The following is a 20613-nucleotide window of genomic DNA, read 5'->3' as shown; positions in this document are numbered from 1 at the left end:
ACGCGAGGCGTTCAGGCTCGCGCCGGCGGACCCGAAACGGCCCCTTCCGCGGCCGCGAGGACAGCATCCGCCTCGGCCTGCTCCTGCAGCGCCTGCTTGTGCGCCGGGTTCGGCGCCCCCAGCCTGAACACGTGCGGGGCGTCGCTCCGCGTCGCGTTCCGCGTGTCGACCACGAGATCGGCGGCCGCGACCATCGCGGCGTAGTCGAAAGCCTTGTGATCCGTGAGGATCGCGACGCAGTCGGCCGAGCCCAGCGCCTCGGGCGTCAGGGCCACCGACCGCAGCTCGCGCCCTCCCGCCCACGCGCCGGCTGCCAGGACCGGCACCCAGGGATCGCTGTAGAGCACCCGGGCGCCGCGTTCCTCGAGCAGGTGCATGACGTCGAGCGACGGAGACTCGCGCATGTCATCGATGTCGCGTTTGTACGTGATGCCTGCGACAACGATCGTCGACCCGTTGAGGGCCTTCCTCCGCGTGTTCAACGCTTCGGCGATCTTGTCTGCCACGAAACGCGGCATCGCGCTGTTGACGTGGCCGGCCAGCTCGATGAACCGCGGCTCGAATCCGAACTGTTTGGCCTTCCACGAGAGATAAAACGGATCGATAGGGATGCAGTGACCACCGAGGCCGGGGCCGGGATAGAAGGGCATGAACCCGAACGGCTTCGTCTTCGCCGCGTCGACCACCTCCCAGACGTCGATCCCGAGCTTGTCGCACATGAGCGCCAGCTCGTTGACCAGGCCGATGTTCACGGCGCGGAACGTGTTCTCGAGCAGCTTCACCATCTCCGCCACGCCCGGCGAGCTGACCGGGACAATGGTCTCGATGGCCGCCCCGTAGAGCGCCGACGCGAGATCGGTGCACGTCGGGGTCAGGCCGCCGACCACCTTCGGCGTGTTCCTCGTGTTGAACCGCTCGTTCGCGGGGTCGACGCGCTCCGGAGAGAACGCCAGGAAGAAGTCCACGCCGGCCTTGAGCCCGTTCGCCTCGAGCATTGGCTGCAGCAGCTCCACCGTCGTGCCCGGATACGTCGTGGATTCGAGGACGACGAGCATCCCGGGATGCAGGTGCTCCGCTATTCGCTCGCACGCCGAAACGACGTAGGACATGTCCGGGTCCTTGGTCTTGCGCAGCGGGGTGGGGACACAGATGTTGACGGTGTCCAGCTCGGCGATCACGCCGAAGTCCGCCGCGGCGGTGAGCCGTCCGGCGCGTGCGTGTTCGGTGACATCCGCCTCCGGCACGTCGGGGATGTACGACCGGCCGGCGTTGACCGCGTTCACCTTGCGCGGATCGAGGTCGATGCCGGTGGTACGAAAGCCCGCGCGCGCGAATTCGACGGCGAGCGGCAGGCCGACGTAGCCGAGGCCCACGACGCCGGTGCGTGCGGAGCGGGTCTTCAGGCGATCCAGGAGAACGGCCGCGAGTCCAGACATGAATGCGTGAGGCTCCTCAGATACGGTCGGTGCTGAACGGTTCCATGACGCCGAAGACGATCCGGCGCAGGCGGGTCCAGAAGGTCTCCGGCTCCCGCGATCTGCCGGGGAGGCGGCCGGAGGTCCCCACGTACGCGGACGGCGGCGTGGTGGCGCGCTGCGTGATCGGGCGCGACACGGACACGTGCGCGGGCGCGCCCGCTGCGTGCGGCGCCGGCGCGCTCAGCGGAGCGGTGTGCGAGGTCGGTGCCGACTGCATCAGGGCGGGAGCCGATGAGGCCGCCGGCCGCCGCAGCAGCCGGTATTCCTCGGAGAGCACCCGGCGCTGCTCCAGCAACTCGCGCTCGCGCTGCGCGAGCTGCTGTTCGCGCCGGCGAACGTCTTCCTCGCGCGCGTCCAGCGCGTACGCCGCGGCAGGGCTGATGGCGGGCGTCGTCGCGACCGCCGGTGCGCCGGCGGCTGACCGCGTCTCCACACCCGCGGCGGCCGCTTCAGCGATCTCGCCCTCGCTGGGCGGAAGCACGCCCGTTGCCTCCAGCTCCTTGATCGCTTCCCGCGCGAGCGAGGCGTCGATGTGGTGGCGCTCCTCGGCGTAGCCGAACACGAGCACCGCGTCGCAAATCACGTTGATGATGCGCGGGATGCCTTTGGCGCGCACGTGGACCAGATCGGTGACCGCCCGCGGGAACTCCACCGGCGCGCCCACGGCCGCACGGCGCAGCCGGTGATTGATGTAGCGCGCGGTGTCGTCGGCATCGAGCGGGTTCAGGTGGTAGCTCACCGTGACACGCTGGCGCAGCTGTTCGAGCTGCGGCGAGCGCATCTTCGTGCGGAGATCGGGCTGGCCGATCAACACCATCTGCATCAGCTTGGATTTCTCGGTCTCGAGGTTCGAGAGCATCCGCAGCTCCTCGAGGGCGGCCGGGCTGAGATTCTGCGCCTCGTCGATGACGACGAGCACGATGCGGCCCATCATCCGCTGGTCGACGAGGAACTGCGCGAGATCGCGCAGCATGAGCGGCTTGCTCTTGCCAGCCGGGTCGAGCCCGAGATCCACCATCAGGGCCTCGAGCACCTCGCGCGGGTCCAGCAGCGTGTTGACGATCCGCGCCACGGTGGTGTGGCCGTCGAGTGTTCGCAGCACCGCCTGCAGCAGGGTGGTCTTGCCGCTGCCGATCTCGCCGGTAATCACGACGAACCCGGCGTGGCTCTCGAGCCCGTACCGCAGGTAGTCGAGCGCTTCCTGGTGGACGCGGCTCGGGTACAGGTAGTCCGGGTCGGGACTCAGGGCGAACGGCCGTTCACGAAGGTGATAGAAGCGTTCGTACATTAATCCACTCCATCTTTAGGCGCGCGACCTTCGACGCTCAGGCCGCGCCGAGCGAGTCGGGGGGCGCCATGCGCCGAGCTTGCCGCGGGCGACCGCGGTGATCGCCGCGCCCAGCCGACCGGGGTGGTGCCGGATCGTGCCGGGTGGCATCTCCGAGGCGAGCGGCAGGCCGATGGCGCGCGCGCCCATCGCGGAAAGCGTCTCGAGGTCGCCAGGCGAAACGATCACCGGACCGGCGCCACGCGATGCGTATGCCGCGACGGTCTGCGGCGACAGGGTGGCCGTGCTATACAGCGCCACGTCGAACAACTGCCTGCCGACATGCGCCGCGATGGCACGCAGGTGCTCCGGCGCGCCGAACCCGTCGGTTTCGCCCGGCTCCGTCATCAGGTTCATCACGAACACGCGCGTGGCTCGCGCGGCCGACACGGCCTCGGCGAGCTCGGGCACGAGCAGCGGCGGCAGGAGGCTCGTGTAGAGGCTTCCCGGGCCGAGCACGATCACGTCCGCGCCTGCCACCGCGTCGATCACGGCGCTCAGGCACTTCGGATCCTCGGGCGACAGGGAGAGCCGCACGATCTTCGTGCCGGCGTTGCGAATCGCGGTTTCGCCGCGCACCAGCGATCCGTCTTCCAGCGCCGCCACCAGCGACACGGCCTCGGCGGTGACCGGCAGCACGGTCCCGCGCGCACCGACCGCACGCGCCGCCAGCTCCACGGCGCGTGCGAAGTCGTTGGTCACGTCAGCCAGCGCCGCCAGCACGAGGTTGCCCAGGGCGTGCCCGTTCAGCCCGCCGCCGCTGTCAAAGCGGTACTGGAACAGATCCGCGAGCAGTCCCCGATGCTCGGCGAGCGCGGCCAGGCAGTTCCGAATGTCCCCCGGCGGGATCACGCCCAACTCCTTCCGGAGCCGGCCCGAGCTGCCGCCATCGTCGGTGGTGGTGACCACCGCGACGAGCTGGTCGCGCGGCGTGCTGGCCCGGTCGCCGTAGAGCAGCGGTCTCAGGCCGCGCAGAAGGTTTGGCAGCCCGGTGCCGCCGCCGATCGCCACTACGCGTGGCGCGGAGGTCAGCGCCGGCATCACGTCGCGCCTGTCCACGATCGGCTGCGGAAACGAAGAGATGTTCATGCGCGTGACTCGGCTCCCGCGGCGGCCAGCGGCGCCTCGTCGCGCCTGCGCGCCGGCGCCGCAGCGCGCGTGTCCGCCTCGATGGCGGGGAGGACGTCGTTCACCGCCCGGTCGTAATCCTCGGGGAAATCGATCTCGGTCCACGGCAGCCCGCGCGTCCCGATCGCATGCAGCGGGCGCCGGCGCGCGAACTCGGCAAACGCGCGAGGCGCCCACTCGCGCACGCCGCCCGCCTCCACGATGCGGTCAAGGATCAAGAGCAGCAGCCGGGTGCCTTCCCGGCCGAACTTCAGCACGCCCAGGTTCTCGCCGTCGGCGTCGGCCGGATCCATCTGCTTTGACATGTCGGTGACGCAGCCGCGGCGCACGGTGACCTTCATCTCCTCGTCGGCAAATGCCGTCGCGGCATCCTCGCGGTACCCGATCAGCATGGCGTCCTCGTAACGCGACGTCAGCAGGTCATCGAGGAGCCGCGGGTGGAGCAGCACGTCGCAATTCATGACGACGAAACCGGCTGCATCGCCGAGCAGATGCCGTGTCAGCCACAGCGAGTAGAGGCTGTTGGTGGCCGCGAAGTCCGGGTTCTCGACGTACCGGACGCCGCGCCCGCAGGCACGCCGGACCGCCTCGGCCCCGCAGCCGATCACGACGGCGACGTCGCGGACGCCGCACGCCTGGAGCAGAGCAATGTGGCGCTCGACGAGCGACACGCCGCCCACGTCGACCAGGCATTTCGGCGCGTTGCTCTGCCCGCCATTGAGCCGGGTGCCGCGCCCCGCGGCCAGGATGACCCCTCGCATCGATCCGGTGACTCCCTTCGTTGACTCACGCCGCCTGCGGCGCGGTCCGCACGATCAGTTGCCGCACTTTCCGCAGATACAGATCGCGATCGCGCGTCCCCACCGCGAACGCGATGAAGAGCGTCAGGTACACCAGTGCCGCGGCCAGCGAGAGCGCGGCGATCGCACCCAGGCGCGCGGGCACATACGCCCTGACGCCGAGCAAGAGCAGCGCCATCGGGATCGCCGGCCACACCGCCGGCCAGACTCCCCGCCGCCAACCCTCGTTCAACGCCACGCCCGTGTGCCGGCACGCAGCCGGGAACTGCAGGAAGAGGGCCGCCGCCGTGACCGGCAGCAGCGTGCCGAGCGCGTTGCCGAGCAGGCCGAGCGGCCCGATGAGCGCGATCGACAGCGCCACGTTGACCACCGACATGCCCAGGTTCGTGAGCGCGATGAAACGGTGCTCGCCGGCCCCCTTGAGCACGGTGGTCGCCGTCGCGTTGCCGACGCGGACGGCGATGGCGATCGACAGGATCTGGATGATCACGGCGCTCGCGGCGAAGTCCGCGCCGACCCACGCGTGGACGAGCGGCGGCGCCACCATCACCAGGCACGCGGTGATGGGGACGACCGTCGCGAGCGACAGCCGCGTGCCCTGCAGCAGGATCGCGCGGAGATGCTCGGCGCGCCGGCCGGCGTCGCTGTCCACCACGACCGGAAAGAGGACGCCGTTCAACTGGTTTGTGAGCCGCTGGACCGCCCACACGATCCGCTGCGCCACACCCCACACCGCCACCGGCGCGGCGCCCAGGAACACGCCAATCACGAGCGGGTCGATCGAGTAATTGAGCTTGTTGGCCCAATCGATGATCAGGCTGTACACGCTGAAGCCGGTCACCTCGCGCAGGCGCGCGCGGCGCACGTGCGCGAGCCGCACCTGGAGCGCGGGGAAGATGCGGTACGCGTTGGCGCGGTACACGAACAGCGCCACGATGCGGATCCCGGTCGTCCACGCGACGAGCGCGACCAGGCCTCCCCCCGACAGCAGCACGCCCACGTTGGCGGCCGCCACGAGGACCGCGCTGACGATCGCCACCAGGTTGTTCGTGTCGTACCGCTGGAATCCGTTGATGACCCCGCCGAAGACCGAGAAGGGGAACGACAGGGCGATCTGGACCGCCACGATCAGCAGCACGGCACGCCCGGTGGGCGCCTGATCGGGCGTGATCGCGAACAGGTGCGGCAGGTTGTACGCGACCGCGGCCGCCACGCCGTAGGAGAGAAGGCCCACGCCGGCGAACAGGAAGAACAGCGTGCTCGCGATCTGGTTGATCGCCTTCGCGTCCCGCCACGCGCGGTATTGCGCGACGAACTTCACGAGCGCCCCGCCGTAGCCGAGGTCGAGAATCGAGAAGTACGCGGTCACCGATGCGGTCAGCAGCCAGAGGCCGTACGCGTCCTTCCCCAGGTGGGTGACGTTGAAGGGCAGCATGAACAGCCCGATGATCGTGTCTGCGAAGATCATCAGGTAGCGCGTCCCGAGGTTCCGCGCGATGCGGGCGAGCGGCCGCGTGTCCCCCCAGATCGCCGCCGGCGTCTGGTCCTGCCGCGAGGTCATCACTGCGCACCCTTCCGGAAGAGGATGACCTTCACGGTGTCGAAGATGATCGTGATGTCGAAGGCCAGCGACAGGTGCTTGATGTAGTACAGGTCGTAGCGCAGCTTCTCGATCGCGTCCTCGAGCGACGCCCCGTAGCGATACTTCACCTGCGCCCAGCCGGTGAGCCCCGGCTTCACCGCGTGCCGCTGCTGGTAGAACGGGATCTGCTGTGCCAGTTGCTCGACGAAGAACGGGCGCTCGGGGCGCGGACCGACGAAGCTCATGTCGCCCCGCAGCACGTTCCACAGTTGCGGCAGTTCGTCCAGCCGCGCCTTGCGGATGAACCGGCCGACGCGGGTCACGCGATCGTCGTCGGCCTTCGCCCAGATGGGCGTGCCCGCGCTCTCGGCGTCCTTTCGCATCGATCGGAACTTGTAGACGCGGAAGATGCGGCCGTGCTCCCCGACGCGCTCCTGGCTGTACAGGACCGGCGAGCCATCCTCGAGCCAGACGGCCACGGCCGTCAGCGCGATGGACGGGGCGCCGGCCACCACCATCAGGAACGCCATCGTCACGTCCAGCGTGCGCTTGACCGCGCGCGTCCAGCGCGAGACCCGGAAGCCGTCGCCGAAGATCAGCCAGCTCGGCCGGACATCTTCGACGAGGATCTTGCCCGTCAGCCGCTCGTAGATCGTCGTCACGTCCTCGATGCGCACGCCCGCGAGCTTCGCCTGCAGCAGCTCGTCGACCGGCAGCTTGCCGCGCCGATCCGACAGGCCGATGACGACGCGATCGATGCGCTCGCTCGTGATGAGCCGCGGGATGTCGACCGGCGTCCCGACGATGCCGGGGTTGACGATGCGTTCGCCGATCCGCGCGGCGTCGTCGGCGATGAAGCCCACAACGCGGTAGCCGAAGTCCCGCTGCGCGAGGATCTGGCGCGCCACGATGCGCGCCGATTGTCCGGTCCCCAGGATCAGCACGCGCTCTTCCATTCCGCGCAGCGTCGTGACCCGGTTGAAGAGCAGGCGCCACGCGAGGATCGCGACGAGAAACACCGTGAGCGCCGACACGAAGATGCCGCTGCCGATCATCAACCCCGGCGCGGCGAGGTAGACGGCGGCGAGCAGGATCGACGCGGCGCCCGCGGCCTGGAAGAGCCGCACGACCAGCTCGCGCGGCGTGTGTACGACGGTCAGGTCATAGAAGTCGTTGTAGTACAGGCACAGCTGGCACAGCAGCGTCACCAGGGCGATCTTCCACAGCGTGGCCGCGCCCGGAACGAAGCCGTCCTGCACCCCCGCCGCGAGCGAGACCGATCCGAAGATCAGAAACAGCTCGGCGGCGAAGACCGTCATGCTTCGCGCTGACACGTACCGGTCGAACACCTGCATGGTCCCGAAACCCTCAGTCCTTCTGATAGCCCTCCGGCGAATAGCCGGACTCGGTTGGCACGCCCGCCTCGTTGAGCACCAGGCCGAGCACCTTCGCGCGGGCGAGGCCGCCGAGCGTGCGCTCGACGGCCGGCCGCGGCGTCACGCCCGCCCGGACGATGACGACCACGCCATCGACGAGCGGCGAGAGAATCTGCGCGTCGGCAAACGGAGCCGCCGGCGGCATGTCGATCACGATGCGGTCGTAGCGCTGCCGCAGCGACTCGATCACGCGCCGCATCGCGGTGGAGCCAAGCAGTTCCGCCGGATGCGATGGGGGCACTCCCGCCGGAAGCACCGTCAGGTGGTGGTCGGGCAGCGACACCAGCGCGGCATCCAGCTCGAGCTCTCCCTTGAGGACCTCGGCGAGTCCGGCCCCCGCCGTGAGGCCAAGCAGGTGGTGCGCGCGCGGGTGCCGAAGGTCGCCATCCACGAGAACGATCCGCTGCTGGAACTCCTGCGCCATCGTGAGCGCGAGGTTGGCCGCGTTGACGCTCTTGCCGTCACCTTTCGCTGGGCTCGTGACAGCGATCGTGCGCACCGCGCGGCCGTTCTCCGATTGCGTGATGCGCGTGCGAAGGGCGCGGTACTGCTCGGAGGCCAGCGACTCGGGTTCGAGCGCGGCGACGAGCACCGGGTCGAGCTGCACGCCGCGGATTTCCGGCGTGGCCGGAGTCGTCTCCACGGGGGCCGACACCGTGCCGTGACGGTCGACCGGGAACGCGTCGGATGCGGTGCCGTCGTGCAGCGCCATGATCCGCGCCGCCGGCTCGATGACGGGCGGGGGCGCGTCCTCGGTCGCCGTGAAGCCGGCGGTGGAGACCCGCCGCGCCGTGCCGTCGCGCTCGGCCTTGCTGAGGATGTCGTGTATCCGGCTCATGATCGTTCACCTTTTCTCAAGCGGTCCTGCCGATACGCGGGATTTCCGCGAGCACCGGCACGTCGAACGCGGATTGCAGCGCGCGCGCATCATGGACGGAGCGATCGAGGTACTCGCGCCCGAGGACGAGCCCGGCCCCGAGCGCCAATCCCAGGGCGAGCGCCATCAGCAGCAGCCGCGCGCGGTTCGGCCGCTCCGGGCTGCGCGGGCGGGCGGCAGGGTAGAGCAGCGAGAAGCGCTCGTTCCCCTGCTTCCGCTCGAGGTCCTCGGCGACGAGCGCGGTCTTGTGCTTTTCCGAGAGCTGGCCGTACTGCGTCTTCTCGAGCTCGTATTCGCGTGTCAGCGCGGCGAGCTCCTGTTCCACCATCGGCGCGGCTTCCACGCGCTGCTGGTAGCGGGCGATCTGGGACTTCGTCGCGCTCTCGTCGCGCCGCAAGGCCTGAACCCGCAGCCGCGCGAGGTTGCGATCCGCCAGGAGCTGCTGGTACGTCGGGTCGGTCCGCAGCAACTCGTCGCGGTCCGACCCGCGGCCGCCGCGCTTCAGCTCGTCACGCGCGTCGGCGAGTTCCTGCTGCAGCCGGTGAATCTCCGGGTGTTTGTCGGTGTACATGGTCCGCGCCTCGGCTAGCTCGCGCTGCAGCAGCGCCACGCGCCCCTGCACGGTCATCGGGCCGACGTCGGCGCGCATTGGCGCGACATCCGCCGTCCCCTGGCGGATCGCGTCGATCTGGCGTTCGGTCATCGTGAGGCGGTCCTGCTCGCTGCGCAGCGTGTTGCTGGTCGCCTCCAGCCGCTGGCTGAGCGTGGCCACCATCTGCAGGTTCGCGTCCCGCTGCTCGGGGAGGCGCCCCATGTAGGCTTCCTTCTTCTGCCGCAGCCGCTCCTCGAGCTGCGCCAGGCGGTCCTGGCTTTCGCGCAGCTGCGCCGCCAGGAACTCGGACGATCGCTCGGCGCGGTTTTCGCGCGCGCGTTGCGTTTCCTCGACGAAGACCAGCGCCAGGCGGTTGGTGACCTTCTGCGTCTGATCCGGTGAGCGATCCATGTAGCTGATCGCAAACGTGTCGAGCCCCGGGCGCGCAGCGGCCCTGGCCAGCGGGTCGTCGGGGCGCACCGTCGTGTTGGCGCGCAGTTCCGCCACGACCTGTTCGATGGGCCGGTCGTTCGTCAGGCCCTCTTCGCGGGCGACGCGCTCGAGAAGCGGCCGGCTGAAGAGCTGCTGCGTGACCGCCCGGACGCGCTCCTCGCGGTCCATCGACGCCACGCCTGACTTGGTCACGTCGGGACTGACCGTGGCCGCGGTGACCCCGATGGTCGCTTCCGCGCGGTACCAGGAGGGCAGCACCAGGGCGAGGGTGGCGCCGCCAACGACGCAGATCGCCAGCGGCACGACAAACCACCGGAACCGGCGCCGCACCACCGTCACGTAGTCGAGCGGATGAAACGGACGTTCTTCCATTACTGAATCCTCATGGGCGCCGACAGGACGACCTGCGCGCCGACGCGTTGACGATTGACCCTGCCGCCCGCCAGGCGCGTATCCTGCCAGGCGACCGTGTAATACCCCTCGATTCGGACGGTTCGCACGACCGCGTAGCCCACCGTCGTGTTCACCCAGAAGGACTGCAAGGCCGGCTCCGCTTCGATGACGGGATTGTTCCGGCGCCACGTCGTGGACGACTGGATGTAGGTGCGATTGCGCGCGACCGGCATCAGGAGCGACGCGAAGGCCTGCTCGGTCATCGCCGAGGCGCCGAAGCCGAAGGTCGGCACGAACGCCCGCTCGTACCCGGTGTTGAAGACCGCGCGCTCGAGCGCGTGCGTGAGCCCCGCCCGCGCGAATGGGCCGACGCTGGTCTCATCGAGCCGCTTGTCGTTCAGCGTGGAGAGGCCGCCGGCGACCGACAGGCTGGTATGCGGCGCCAATTGGAGGCCGACGGTGCCGCCGACAATCTGGAACACCAGCGGTTCATCCGCGCTCGCCTGCGATTCGATCGTCGCGAACCGGACTTCGTACAGGCCACCCAGTGACACTCGCTCGGTCAGGCGGCGCGTGAGATCCGCGTTGAAGCCGTGCGAACGCCCTCCCGTGACGAAGGTGGGCAGGATGCGGGTGTGATCGAACGCCGCGTCCACGAACTCATACGATGCGCGCAGCGTTGTCAGCTTGCTGAGGCGTGCCTCGGCGCCGCCCGTCACGTTGTGCACCTGCGATCCCACGCGGCGGAAGGGCACGCCGTTCAGCTCCGTCTCTTCGGTCGTGGGCAGCTCGCTGAAGCCGTAGCGCCCGAACATCGTGACCCGCGACGTCGGACGGTGTGTCAGGCCGAACCGCAGCCGCTGGTCGTAGCTGTCGAGCGCCCCAAGGTCGCGATGCCGCCGCAGCGTGCCGCCGTACCCGGCGCGGAAGGTCGTGTACTTTCCCAGATAGTCGAGCGTGCCCCCGGGCGTGATCACCAGGAGGTGGTCGCCGCGGATGTCCTGCTCGAAGCCTTCGTTGACGAGCGCGACGTTGTTGTCCCACAGCCATCCGACCGTCACCGTGGGCGTGAACGCCCAGCCGGGCGCCGGCGTCGGCTCGAGTTCCGGCGTCTGGGCCGCCGCGGCGCCGGGGAGCGCCAGTACGGCGGCAACGGCGATCGTGTACGCAGCGCGGCGCATGGCTACGGCACCACCACGATGTCGCCCGCGCGCAGGACGATCGGTTCACCTTCGCCTTTGAGCGCCTTCTTGTAGTTGAACTTCAGCGTTTCGGTGCCCGCCGGTGCCTTGCGCAGCACGCGGATGTCGCTCGTCTTGGCGAAGTCGAGGAACCCGCCCGCCATCGCCAGCGCCTCGAGCACCGTCATGCTGCCGCGCAGCGGCTGCGGCCCTGGCGCTTTGACCTCGCCCATGACGAAGACGGTTGCCGGCGTGGCCTCGACAACGATGACGGTGACGACCGGAGTGGTGATGTATTCCTTCAGCGACGTCGTCAGGCGGTCACGCAGCGCGATCGGGGTGAGCCCGGCCGCCTGTACGTCACCGAGCAGCGGAAGCGTGATCTTGCCGTCGGGCCTGATCTGAACCGACTGCGAGAGCTGCTGATCGCGGTACACCTCGACGCGCAGCTTGTCGCCGGCCGACAGCCGGTAGTCGTGTGCGGCCGGGCTGGCGCCCGTGGTCGGCGCCGGCGCGGGCGGCGTGGTCGTCGTGTCACCTGTCGCGGGGCGCGCGGCGGCCGATCCGGTCTGGGTGCGCAGCGCCGGGTGGGACGCGCTGGAGGTCTGGGCGAGCGTGGGTGCCACCGCCTGCGCGGCGAGCAGCCCGGTCATCACGATCGCGAATGCTGGTGTCATCACAGTTTCCTTCTTCACTGGTTCGTTGCTCAGGCATTGGAGGCGCGCCGGCGCGGCCGGCGGGTCACGACCGGCCGGGTGGCTGCCGCGTGCCGGAGCGAAGCGGGGTCGGTGCCGTCCGCGGGGCAGCTCGCCGCACCAACGGTGATCGAAACCGGGCGGGGAAATTCGTAGTGATCGAACCGCGTCATCAGCCGGTCGATGACGCGCATGGAGCTGTTCATGTCGGCGTCGAGCAGCACGACGGAGACCCCCTCGCCCGTGCGGGTCATCAGATCGGTTTCGCGCACCTCGCGGCTGACGATCCGCGTCACGTGGCGCACGGGATCGTCCTGCTGGCCGTCGTCTTCGGGCGCGGTCTCCATGACCACCAGCGTCACGAAGTTCTGCGAACGCATCGCGCGCTTCAGCTCGTTGCCGAGCACGAACTCGAAGGCTTCCGGCGTCAGCACGCGAACATCCTCGTCGTAGAACGCATCGGGGGTCATTGCGGTCACGAGGCGCGATCCAGATCCGCGTCCTTGATCTTGTAGAGCAGCGCCTTGTAGCTGATGCCGAGGATCTCCGCCGCCTCGCGACGGTTCCACCGGGTGTGCTGCAGAGTGCGGGCGATGAGCTCGCGCTCGGCTTCGCGGGCCGCGTGGCGTGCGATCTCCTTCAGCGAGCACGGCGCCATCGGATCCGGTGCGGCGTCGGTGCGCGCCGCCGGCACTGATGGGGCCGGCGCGCCGGCGGCCTCCACCGGTGCCGCGATACCGGCCTCCCCCGCCGCGGTTGCGTCCGGCGGCACCGGCGTGTCCAGTCGGTTGGCCACGAGCGCCGGGATCGGGCCGGTGACGAGCGGCCGCTGCGCGAGCGCCTGGGTGATCTCGCGCCGGATCGGGACGTCGGTGCCGAGCACGACCATGCGCTTCACCATGTTCTCCAGTTCCCGCACGTTGCCCGGCCACGCGTACCCGACGAGCAGGTGGAGGATGTCCTGCTGGAGCGCCAGCGGCGGCCGGTTGTAGTGCTCGGCATACTTCTGGATGAAGTACTCGGCGAGCAGCGGGATCTCCTCTCGGCGCTGCCTCAACGGCGGCAGCGTGATGCAGACGACGTTCAAGCGGAAGAAGAGGTCTTCGCGGAACTGGCCGTCAGCCACGGCGCCTTCCAGGTCGCGATTGGTGGCGGCGACGACCCGCACGTCCACCTGCACGTCGTGCCGGCCGCCAAGCCGGGAGAACTCGCCGTCCTGCAGCACGTGGAGCAGCTTTGCCTGCAGCGGCGGCGGCATCTCGCTGATCTCATCGAGGAACATCGTCCCCTGGTTGGCGAACTCGAACTTGCCGGGCTTCTGCTGGACCGCCCCCGTGAACGCGCCGCGCTCGAAGCCGAACAGCTCGGACTCCAGCAACTCGGTGGGCAGCGCGGCGCAGTTGACCTTCACGAACGGTTTGTCGCGGCGGAGCGACGCGGCGTGGATGGCCCGCGCGACCAGTTCCTTGCCGGTGCCGCTTTCGCCGCGCACGAGGACCGTGACATCGGTGTCGGCGACGCGGTCGATCAGCTCGCGCACCTCCAGCATCTGGTCGCCATGGCCGAGGAGCAGTGTGTAGCGCGAGGGCCGGCGCTCGAGCATCGCTCTCACCCGCTCGCGCAGCGTCTCCGGATCGCACGCCTCGGCGCCCGCCGGCGGCGACGGCATGGATCGCACTTCGAACTCGTGCCTCTCGTCGCGCGCCAGATTGGTTGTCCCCATGAGTCGCGTCACCTTCTGAACGAGCGCGGCCGCACGGCAGCTCACGCGTATCGCTGCGCCTTTTCGAGCAAGTGGGGTGCCACGCGAGGAAAAGTTTTTGTACGAGTTGGGAAAAGCGCAGGTTTTCCGCGGCGAATATCGCACTCCCGCGCGCCGCGGCGCGCGCGGTGCTTGAACGGGAGTGCTCAGGATGGGAAAGGAGTTACTGACGAACTGAGAAGGCGAAGCGCTCAGCGCCGCGAGATCCCGCACTCCTTGATCTTGTTCAGCAGCGTCTTGTAGCTCACGCCGAGCAGCTGGGCCGCCTTGCGCCGGTTCCAATGAACCTGGCGCAGCGTGCGCTCGATCGCGACGCGCTCGGCCTGCATCGACGCCGCGCGCGCCACCTCGGAGAGCGAGACCTGGCCCGGCTGCTCGGCGGCCGCGGGCGCGTCGGCCGCCGGCGCCGCCATCGCGGCGCTCGTGCCCGCCAGCGCCGACATGGCCGCGCCGCCCGGCATCATCATGCCGACCGGCACCGACGCCATGTGGGCCCCCTGCATCATCGCCGCGAACCCCTGCGGGGATCCGGCGAGCGCCGCCGCGGGGCCGAGCGCGGCGCGCCGCATGTTGCGCTCGATTTCCCTGATCACGAGCTGCTCGTCCTGCAGGATCACGATCCGCTTGATCATGTTCTCCAGCTCGCGGATGTTGCCCGGCCACTCGTACTCCATGAATTGCTGCCGCAACTCGTCGCTCACCGGGCGTGCCGGACGGTTGTACTTGCGCGAGTACTTCGCCGTGAAGAAGTCGATCAGGTGCGGGATCTCGTCGCGGCGCTCGCGCAGCGCGGGGACCAGGATCTCGATCACCTTGAGCCGGTAATAGAGATCTTCGCGGAACTCCCCCTTCATCAGCATCGCTTCCAGATCGCGATTGGTCGCGGCCACGACGCGCACGTCCACCGAGACGCGCTTGTTGCTGCCAAGCTTGGTGAACTCGTTGTCCTGCAGGACGTGGAGAAGCTTGGCCTGGAGCGCGGCCTTCATCTCGCCGATTTCGTCCATCAGCAGCGTGCCGTTGTCCGCCTGCTCGAACTTGCCGATGCGCGTCATCGCGGCGCCGGTAAACGCTCCCTTCTCGTGCCCGAACAGCTCCGACTCGAGCAGCTCGGAGGGCAGCGCCGCGCAGTTGACCTTGACGAACGGCCGGTTCTTCCGCGTGGAGCGCTGGTGGATGGCGCGCGCGACCAGCTCCTTGCCGACGCCACTCTCTCCGCGGATGAGCACGGTGACGTCGCTGTCCGAGACCTGCTCGATCACCTGCGCGATCCCCCGCATCTTCTCGCTGTTGCCCCAGACCGCGCGATCCTGGTCGTCGCTGATCTGCTGCCTCAGCTCCGTCAGCTCGCTCACGAGGCGGTTCTTCTCGATGGCGTTCTTGATGGCGACGTCGAGCGCGATTTCACCGAGTCCTTCCGGGTCGTCCGGCTTCACCAGAAAATCAGCCGCGCCGAGCCGCACAGCCTCGACGATCGTCGACGCCTGGTTGCGACCCGACAGCATGATGACCTGCGATTCGGGCTTCGACGTCTTCAGCGCGCGCAGCGTGGCAATACCGTCGAGCCCGGGCATCATCACGTCGAGCAGCACCACGTCGGGCGCTTCCTCCGCGCTCTTGACGGCGGCGAGCATCTCGTCGCCGCGCGCATAGCAGCGCGCTTCGTAGCCGCGGAGCGAGAGGAACGTTCGTAAGTACGCCGCGAAGGCCGAGTCATCGTCCACGATCGCTACGTAGGGTCGCTTCACGATTGTCTCCTGTGGGCATTTCGCTACACAATTCCAGCCGAACGGCCGCCGTGATGCATGGAGCGCGCCAGCTCTGCTGGCTCGTACGCCCGGCCGCGACCCAACTTGGACAAAGTCCTGCGCACGCTGAGTGTTGCGACGCATCGCGCACGAACCGCATGAGGAGACGTTCGACACATCTGCGCGGCAATTGGCCCCCAACAGCTCTGGCATCACACTTGATGTTCGGTTGCGCCGTGAGGTGGGACGTGACTCGGCGGGTTCAGGTCGGAATCGCGGCGGCGATGCTCGTCGCGCTGGCGCTCGCAGCGCCGGCCGTCATCGGCGCCCCAAGTGATGAGGTCGCCGGCGGGTCCGATGCGCCGATCACGTCATCCATCATCGACAGGTCTGCGGCAGACATCGCGGACCTGCCGGATGGAGCAGTGATGGTGCTCGCGGGCACCGCGCTGATTGGAGCTGCGGCGGCCGTTCGCAGGGCCGCCTGAGGTTCGGGCCGCGCAAGAGCCGGTCGCGGCGGCGCATGGTCGCCAACCGACGGCTGCGGCACCGAAAACGCGGGCGCTGCCGGGGATATTCCCGGCGCGCCCGACTTTTCCAGAAAGCCGCATTGATACACGTGAACAGACTCGTACGCGTGACGTGGCTCGTCGCCGCGTGCTGGATCGCCGCCGCGGCGATCTCGACCGCCGCCGGCGAGCCCATCCGGGTGCCCGCAGGCGGAGACCTCCAGGCGGCGATCAACCAGGCACGATCCGGCGACCGCGTGCTGCTCGCGCCGGGCGCGACCTACACGGGCAATTTCATTCTCCCGGTGCACGGCGGCGATTCAGCCATCACGATCGCGACCGACGTCGATGACACGCGTGTGCCGGGGCGCGGCAGGCGCATCGCGCCCGAGCACGCGCCGCTGCTCGCCAAGCTGAAGTCACCCAACGGCAACCCGGCGCTGCGCACCGCGGCGGCGGCACGCCACTGGCGGCTCGAGCTCGTCGAAGTGCTGCCGGCGGCCGGCGCGAGCGCGGATCTGATCCAGCTCGGCGACGGCGGGTCGGCGCAACGGGACGCCGCTGCCGTTCCGCGCGACCTCGCGATCGACCGCTGCTACATCCACGGAGACAAGGCCGCCGGACAGAAACGCGGCATCGCGCTCAACAGCGGGCGCACCGCCATCACCGGATCGCACTTCTCTGACTTCAAGCTCTCCGGTGCTGACAGCCAGGCCATCGCCGGTTGGAATGGGACCGGCCCGTATCTGATCGAAAACAACTATCTCGAGGCATCCGGCGAAGGCTTCCTGCTCGGGGGCGCCGACCCCTGGATCGCCGGCCTCGTGCCGGCCGACATCACGTTTCGCCGGAACGTCGTGAGCCGTCCCGTGGCGTGGCGCCAGGAGAAGTGGCAGGTCAAGAACCTGTTCGAGCTGAAGAATGCCCGCCGCGTGCTCGTCGAGCGCAATCTCTTCGAGAACAACTGGAGCGGCGCGCAGTCCGGGTTCGCGATCGTCATCACGCCGCGCAACCAGGACGGGCGCGCCCCATGGAGCACGGTCGAAGACGTCACCTTCCGCGGCAACATCGTCCGCAACGCGGGCGGCGGCGTGAACATCCTTGGTCGCGATAACGAGCGCCCAAGCCGCGTCGCGCGCGGCGTGCGCATCGCCCACTCGATCTTCACGGGCATCGACGCCAAGGCATGGGGTGGATCGGGGATCTTCCTCCAGATCGGCGAGGCGCCGGAAGGAATCGTGGTCGAGCACAACACCGTGATCCACAGCGGCAACGTGATTTCCGTGTACGGCGGCACACGGGAGCGGCCCGCCGCCGTGCGCGGCTTTGTCTTTCGCGACAACCTCCTGCGCCACAATCGCTACGGCGTGCACGGCCAGGACCGGGCCCCAGGCAACGACACGCTCAGCACGTTCTTCCCGAACGCCGTCTTCATCTGCAACGCGCTGGCGGGCGGCCACCAGAAGGACTATCCGGAGGGCAACTGGTTCCCCAGCGAGCAGGAGTTCCGCGCCCAGTTCGTGGGTTTCGACGCTGGTGATTATCGGCTCCGTGAAGAAAGCATGTTCCGCGGTGCCGCATGCGATGGCACCAATGTCGGCGCGGGCGTGGACGAGATCCTCGAAGAAGCAGGGAAGGACCGCGGGCCGCGGAAGGGGCAGTCATCGCCGCGATTGCCCGCGCATGGCTCAATCTCGCGGCTCACATCGTGCGCGGCCTTCCCCGTCACGCGTCCGTGCGGGCCGCGCGGCGGGGTCGGAGGCGGCTTCTAAATGGCGGCAACGGCCACGACGAGCCCGACGCTGCGGGAGTGGGAGCAGGCCGAGATCGTCCGCAGCGACGTGGAGGCGACTCGAACGCCGCGCCTGGAGCTGCGGACGAGCGAGACCAACATTGCGCGATACATGGCGCCGCCCGCCGGCACGCCGTACCCGCTCGAATACGCGTATCACCTGCTCGGCGATGTTCGCGGCCGGCGCGTCCTTGATATCGGGTGCGGATCCGGCATGAACAGCCTGCTGCTCGCCCGCCGCGGCGCCGATGTCGTCGGCGTGGACATCTCCGCCTCGCTCATACAGGTTGCGCGGCAGCGGCTGGCCGCGAACGGCACGACCGGAGCGGCATTCGTCGTCGGTTCGGCGCACGATCTGCCGCTTCCGGATGCCTCGGTGGACGTGGTCTTCGGCATCGCGATCCTGCACCACCTCGATCTGGACCTTGTCTCGCGCGAGGTGGCACGCGTCCTTCATCGCGGCGGGCGCGCCATCTTCCAGGAACCGGTCCGGAACTCCCGCACGGTTCGGGCGCTTCGACGACTGGTGCCGTACCGGGCGGCGGACATCTCCCCCTTCGAGCGCCCGCTCACCGACCCGGAACTCGCCCGGTTCAGCGCGCCGTTTGCGTCGGTGCGCCGGCGGGCGTTCCTGCTGCCGCACGTCAGCATCGCGCAGGTGCTGCCGCCGGCCCGGCGCTACGTGGATGCGTGTTATCGCGCGGACGCGGCGCTGCTGCGCCGCTGCCCGCGCCTCGCGACACACGCCGGGATCAGGGTCCTCGAACTCACGCGTTAAAAGAAAAAAAGAGATGACCCTCAAGCAGCTGAAGATCTCAGCCCTGAGATTCTCCAAGCGGCTTGGCGTCTTCAACGTCATCAAGAACAGCGAGTGGCGCCGCCGGCGCCTGTTGATTCTCTGCTACCACGGCGTGTCGCTCGACGACGAGCACAGGTGGAACCCCTCGCTCTACATGAACCCTGCGGATCTGCACCGCCGCTTCGAGGCGCTCCGCGAGGGAGACTTCCAGGTACTGCCCCTCGCCGATGCCGTCAGCCGGCTGTACGCGCGCGATCTGCCTCCGCGCAGCGTGGCCATCACATTCGACGACGGGTACTACGACTTCTATGAAGAAGGATGGCCGCTCCTGCGGGAGTTTGGCTATCCCGCCACCGTTTACCTCACCACGCTGCGGTGCGACAGGAACCTGCCGATCTTCAACCTGGCGGCCTCGTACATGCTCTGGAAGCGGCGCGGGTCCGTGCACGAGACGCCGTCGCTCGGCATCGGGCCGCTGGACCTGCGGACTGCCGGCTCCCGCCTCCAGGCCTGGCGCAAGGTCATGACGCTCGCCGGCGGGCTGAACCCGGAAGGCAAGCGGTCGCTTGCCCGCGCGCTGGCCGCCGACATCGGCGCGGACTACGACGCCATTGAGGCCCGGCGCCTGCTGAGCATCATGACGCCCGCCGAGGTCTCGGCGCTCGCGGCGCAGGGGCTCGACGTGCAGCTCCACACGCACCGGCACCGCACCCCGCGCGAGCGCGCGCTGTTCGACGATGAGATTGCGAGGAACCGCCAGCGGATTACCGAGATGACGGGCCGGATCCCGACGCACTTCTGCTATCCGAGCGGGGTCTACGACAGGCGCCTGCTTCCGTGGCTCTCCGATCTGAGCGTGACGTCCGCCACGACCTGCGATTCGGGCTTCGCGACGCCGGAGACCCACGCGCTGCTGCTGCCGCGCCTGGTCGATCATGGGGGGCTCGCTCCTGTCGAGTTCGAAGGGTGGCTCACGGGCGCGGCGGCGCTGACGGCGCGCAAGCGGGATCTCAAAGACGTGATCGCGTGACGGTCCTGTAAGAGCACATCGGCCTCAGCCGTATCGACTTCTTTCAATATCCGGCCCGAATAACGCAATTGGCGCGTCCGCGCCGCGGTGCGTGCGCGCGGTACTCGCCTTGCGGCATTCGAGGTGACGCGCGCAGGTAGCGCGCGCATCAACGAAGCAACCACAAAGCTCTAACGAGGTTCCCATGGGCCGTCGGTTTCCGACCGCAGTCCTTCTTCTACTCGTGTGTACGATCGGCGCGTTCGCCGGTACCGCGAGCGCGCAAACCCGTCTTCGCGTCGCCAGCTGGAATGTTCATCACGGCACGGACGTGAACGCCGTCTACAAGGTGAAGGAGCAGGCCGCGTTCCTGGCGGGCCTCGATCCGGACGTTGTCGCCTTGCAGGAAGTTGAGCGATACACCGGCTGGGGCAACGAGGATCAGGCCGTCGTCTTCAAGCGCGCGCTCGAAGCCGCCACCGGGTTCACGTGGTACACGCACTTCTCCAATCACAGCGGCAGCACGGGTACGGGACAGCAGGGCAACCTGATTCTGAGCCGGTTTCCGTTCACGCACACGGACCAGAAAAGCCTGCCGTACACCCGCGCGCTGACGATCGCGAAGATGAACGTCAACGGCCGGAGCCTGTTGTTCTTCAACGTGCACCTCTCGCCCTACAGCTCGAAGGCGAACGAGCGGGTGACGCAGCTGGCCGAGGTGTCCTACTACCTGACGGTCTACGGCAGCTACGACCGGTTCATCCTTGGCGACTTCAACGCGGGCGAGGGTGTGGCCGAACTCGACCCGATGCGTCACTGGTACCGCGACCAGTGGACGACGGCGTCCGCGGTGGGGAAGGCATTCGGGACGAGTGCGACGAGGCCGAGCGGCTCGCGGATTGACTACATCTTCTTCGGCAAGTACCTGCGGTCGTGGCTCGCCCTGCAGTCGGCGGACGTCTTCGAGACGGCGCTCTCTGACCATTACGCGCTGGTCGTCGAGTACACCGTCAGCTAGATCGCCGAAGTGCGGAGCCCGCGCGGCCGCCCGG

The 20613-nt window shown here is 68.7% G+C and carries 18 protein-coding genes; 5 read left to right on the top strand and 13 right to left on the bottom strand.

Going from position 1 to position 20613, the window contains the following annotated elements:
- Window positions 1-11 precede the first annotated feature (11 nt).
- The 13 genes from HYU53_11755 to HYU53_11695 all read right to left on the bottom strand — a co-directional run bounded on the left by HYU53_11755 (window position 12) and on the right by HYU53_11695 (window position 15452).
- Entirely contained in the window at window positions 12-1436 is a 1425-nt protein-coding gene (locus HYU53_11755; GenBank protein MBI2221866.1) for a nucleotide sugar dehydrogenase, read from the bottom strand.
- 16 nt (window positions 1437-1452) lie between these two features.
- The gene (locus HYU53_11750) at window positions 1453-2766 is read right to left on the bottom strand and encodes an AAA family ATPase (GenBank protein MBI2221865.1); all 1314 of its coding nucleotides are present in this window, start codon (window positions 2764-2766) and stop codon (window positions 1453-1455) included.
- Between the two features lie 15 nt (window positions 2767-2781).
- Window positions 2782-3894 carry a YvcK family protein gene (locus tag HYU53_11745; protein MBI2221864.1) on the bottom strand — a complete coding sequence of 371 codons (1113 nt, stop codon included), beginning with the start codon at window positions 3892-3894 and terminating at the stop codon, window positions 2782-2784.
- Entirely contained in the window at window positions 3891-4694 is an 804-nt protein-coding gene (locus HYU53_11740; GenBank protein ID MBI2221863.1) for a phosphocholine cytidylyltransferase family protein, read from the bottom strand. Before HYU53_11740 ends, HYU53_11745 begins: the two co-directional genes overlap by 4 nt.
- Before the next feature lie 25 nt (window positions 4695-4719).
- Window positions 4720-6297, bottom strand: a complete 1578-nt coding sequence (locus tag HYU53_11735) for an oligosaccharide flippase family protein (protein MBI2221862.1) — start codon at window positions 6295-6297, stop codon at window positions 4720-4722.
- Entirely contained in the window at window positions 6294-7670 is a 1377-nt protein-coding gene (locus HYU53_11730) for a TIGR03013 family PEP-CTERM/XrtA system glycosyltransferase (GenBank protein ID MBI2221861.1), read from the bottom strand. The genes HYU53_11735 and HYU53_11730 overlap by 4 nt, the downstream gene beginning before the upstream one ends.
- Window positions 7671-7683: 13 nt before the next feature.
- Entirely contained in the window at window positions 7684-8589 is a 906-nt protein-coding gene (locus HYU53_11725) for a CpsD/CapB family tyrosine-protein kinase (GenBank protein ID MBI2221860.1), read from the bottom strand.
- Window positions 8590-8605: 16 nt separating this feature from the next.
- The gene (locus HYU53_11720) at window positions 8606-10045 is read right to left on the bottom strand and encodes a hypothetical protein (GenBank protein ID MBI2221859.1); all 1440 of its coding nucleotides are present in this window, start codon (window positions 10043-10045) and stop codon (window positions 8606-8608) included.
- Complete coding sequence (locus HYU53_11715; GenBank protein ID MBI2221858.1) at window positions 10045-11247, bottom strand: hypothetical protein; 1203 nt, start codon at window positions 11245-11247, stop codon at window positions 10045-10047. The genes HYU53_11720 and HYU53_11715 overlap by 1 nt, the downstream gene beginning before the upstream one ends.
- Window positions 11248-11249: 2 nt before the next feature.
- Window positions 11250-11924, bottom strand: coding sequence for a polysaccharide biosynthesis/export family protein (locus HYU53_11710; GenBank protein ID MBI2221857.1), 675 nt, complete (start codon window positions 11922-11924; stop codon window positions 11250-11252).
- Between the two features lie 29 nt (window positions 11925-11953).
- Complete coding sequence (locus HYU53_11705) at window positions 11954-12421, bottom strand: hypothetical protein (protein ID MBI2221856.1); 468 nt, start codon at window positions 12419-12421, stop codon at window positions 11954-11956.
- A complete protein-coding gene (locus HYU53_11700) occupies window positions 12418-13665 on the bottom strand; it encodes a sigma 54-interacting transcriptional regulator (GenBank protein MBI2221855.1) in 1248 nt (415 codons plus the stop codon). The genes HYU53_11705 and HYU53_11700 overlap by 4 nt, the downstream gene beginning before the upstream one ends.
- 230 nt (window positions 13666-13895) lie before the next feature.
- Window positions 13896-15452: a sigma-54-dependent Fis family transcriptional regulator gene (locus HYU53_11695; protein MBI2221854.1), complete on the bottom strand. Its 1557-nt coding sequence runs from the start codon at window positions 15450-15452 to the stop codon at window positions 13896-13898.
- Window positions 15453-15700: 248 nt separating this feature from the next.
- On the opposite strand from HYU53_11695, the gene HYU53_11690 reads away from it, so the two are divergent.
- The 5 genes from HYU53_11690 (at window position 15701) to HYU53_11670 (ending at window position 20579) form a co-directional block, all read left to right on the top strand.
- On the top strand, window positions 15701-15940 hold the full coding sequence (locus tag HYU53_11690) for a hypothetical protein (GenBank protein ID MBI2221853.1): 240 nt from the start codon (window positions 15701-15703) through the stop codon (window positions 15938-15940).
- A 131-nt stretch (window positions 15941-16071) separates the two neighbouring features.
- Entirely contained in the window at window positions 16072-17733 is a 1662-nt protein-coding gene (locus HYU53_11685) for a right-handed parallel beta-helix repeat-containing protein (protein ID MBI2221852.1), read from the top strand.
- Entirely contained in the window at window positions 17734-18531 is a 798-nt protein-coding gene (locus HYU53_11680) for a class I SAM-dependent methyltransferase (protein ID MBI2221851.1), read from the top strand.
- A 13-nt stretch (window positions 18532-18544) separates the two neighbouring features.
- The gene (locus tag HYU53_11675; GenBank protein ID MBI2221850.1) at window positions 18545-19582 is read left to right on the top strand and encodes a polysaccharide deacetylase family protein; all 1038 of its coding nucleotides are present in this window, start codon (window positions 18545-18547) and stop codon (window positions 19580-19582) included.
- A gap of 310 nt (window positions 19583-19892) precedes the next feature.
- Window positions 19893-20579, top strand: a complete 687-nt coding sequence (locus HYU53_11670; protein MBI2221849.1) for an endonuclease/exonuclease/phosphatase family protein — start codon at window positions 19893-19895, stop codon at window positions 20577-20579.
- The last annotated feature ends 34 nt before the right edge of the window (window positions 20580-20613 follow it).

The sequence above is a fragment of the Acidobacteriota bacterium genome (assembly GCA_016184105.1).
Lineage (GTDB): Bacteria > Acidobacteriota > Vicinamibacteria > Vicinamibacterales > 2-12-FULL-66-21 > JACPDI01.
Note: the sequence above shows the minus strand (reverse complement) of the source record. Positions and strands in the feature narration are given on the sequence as shown.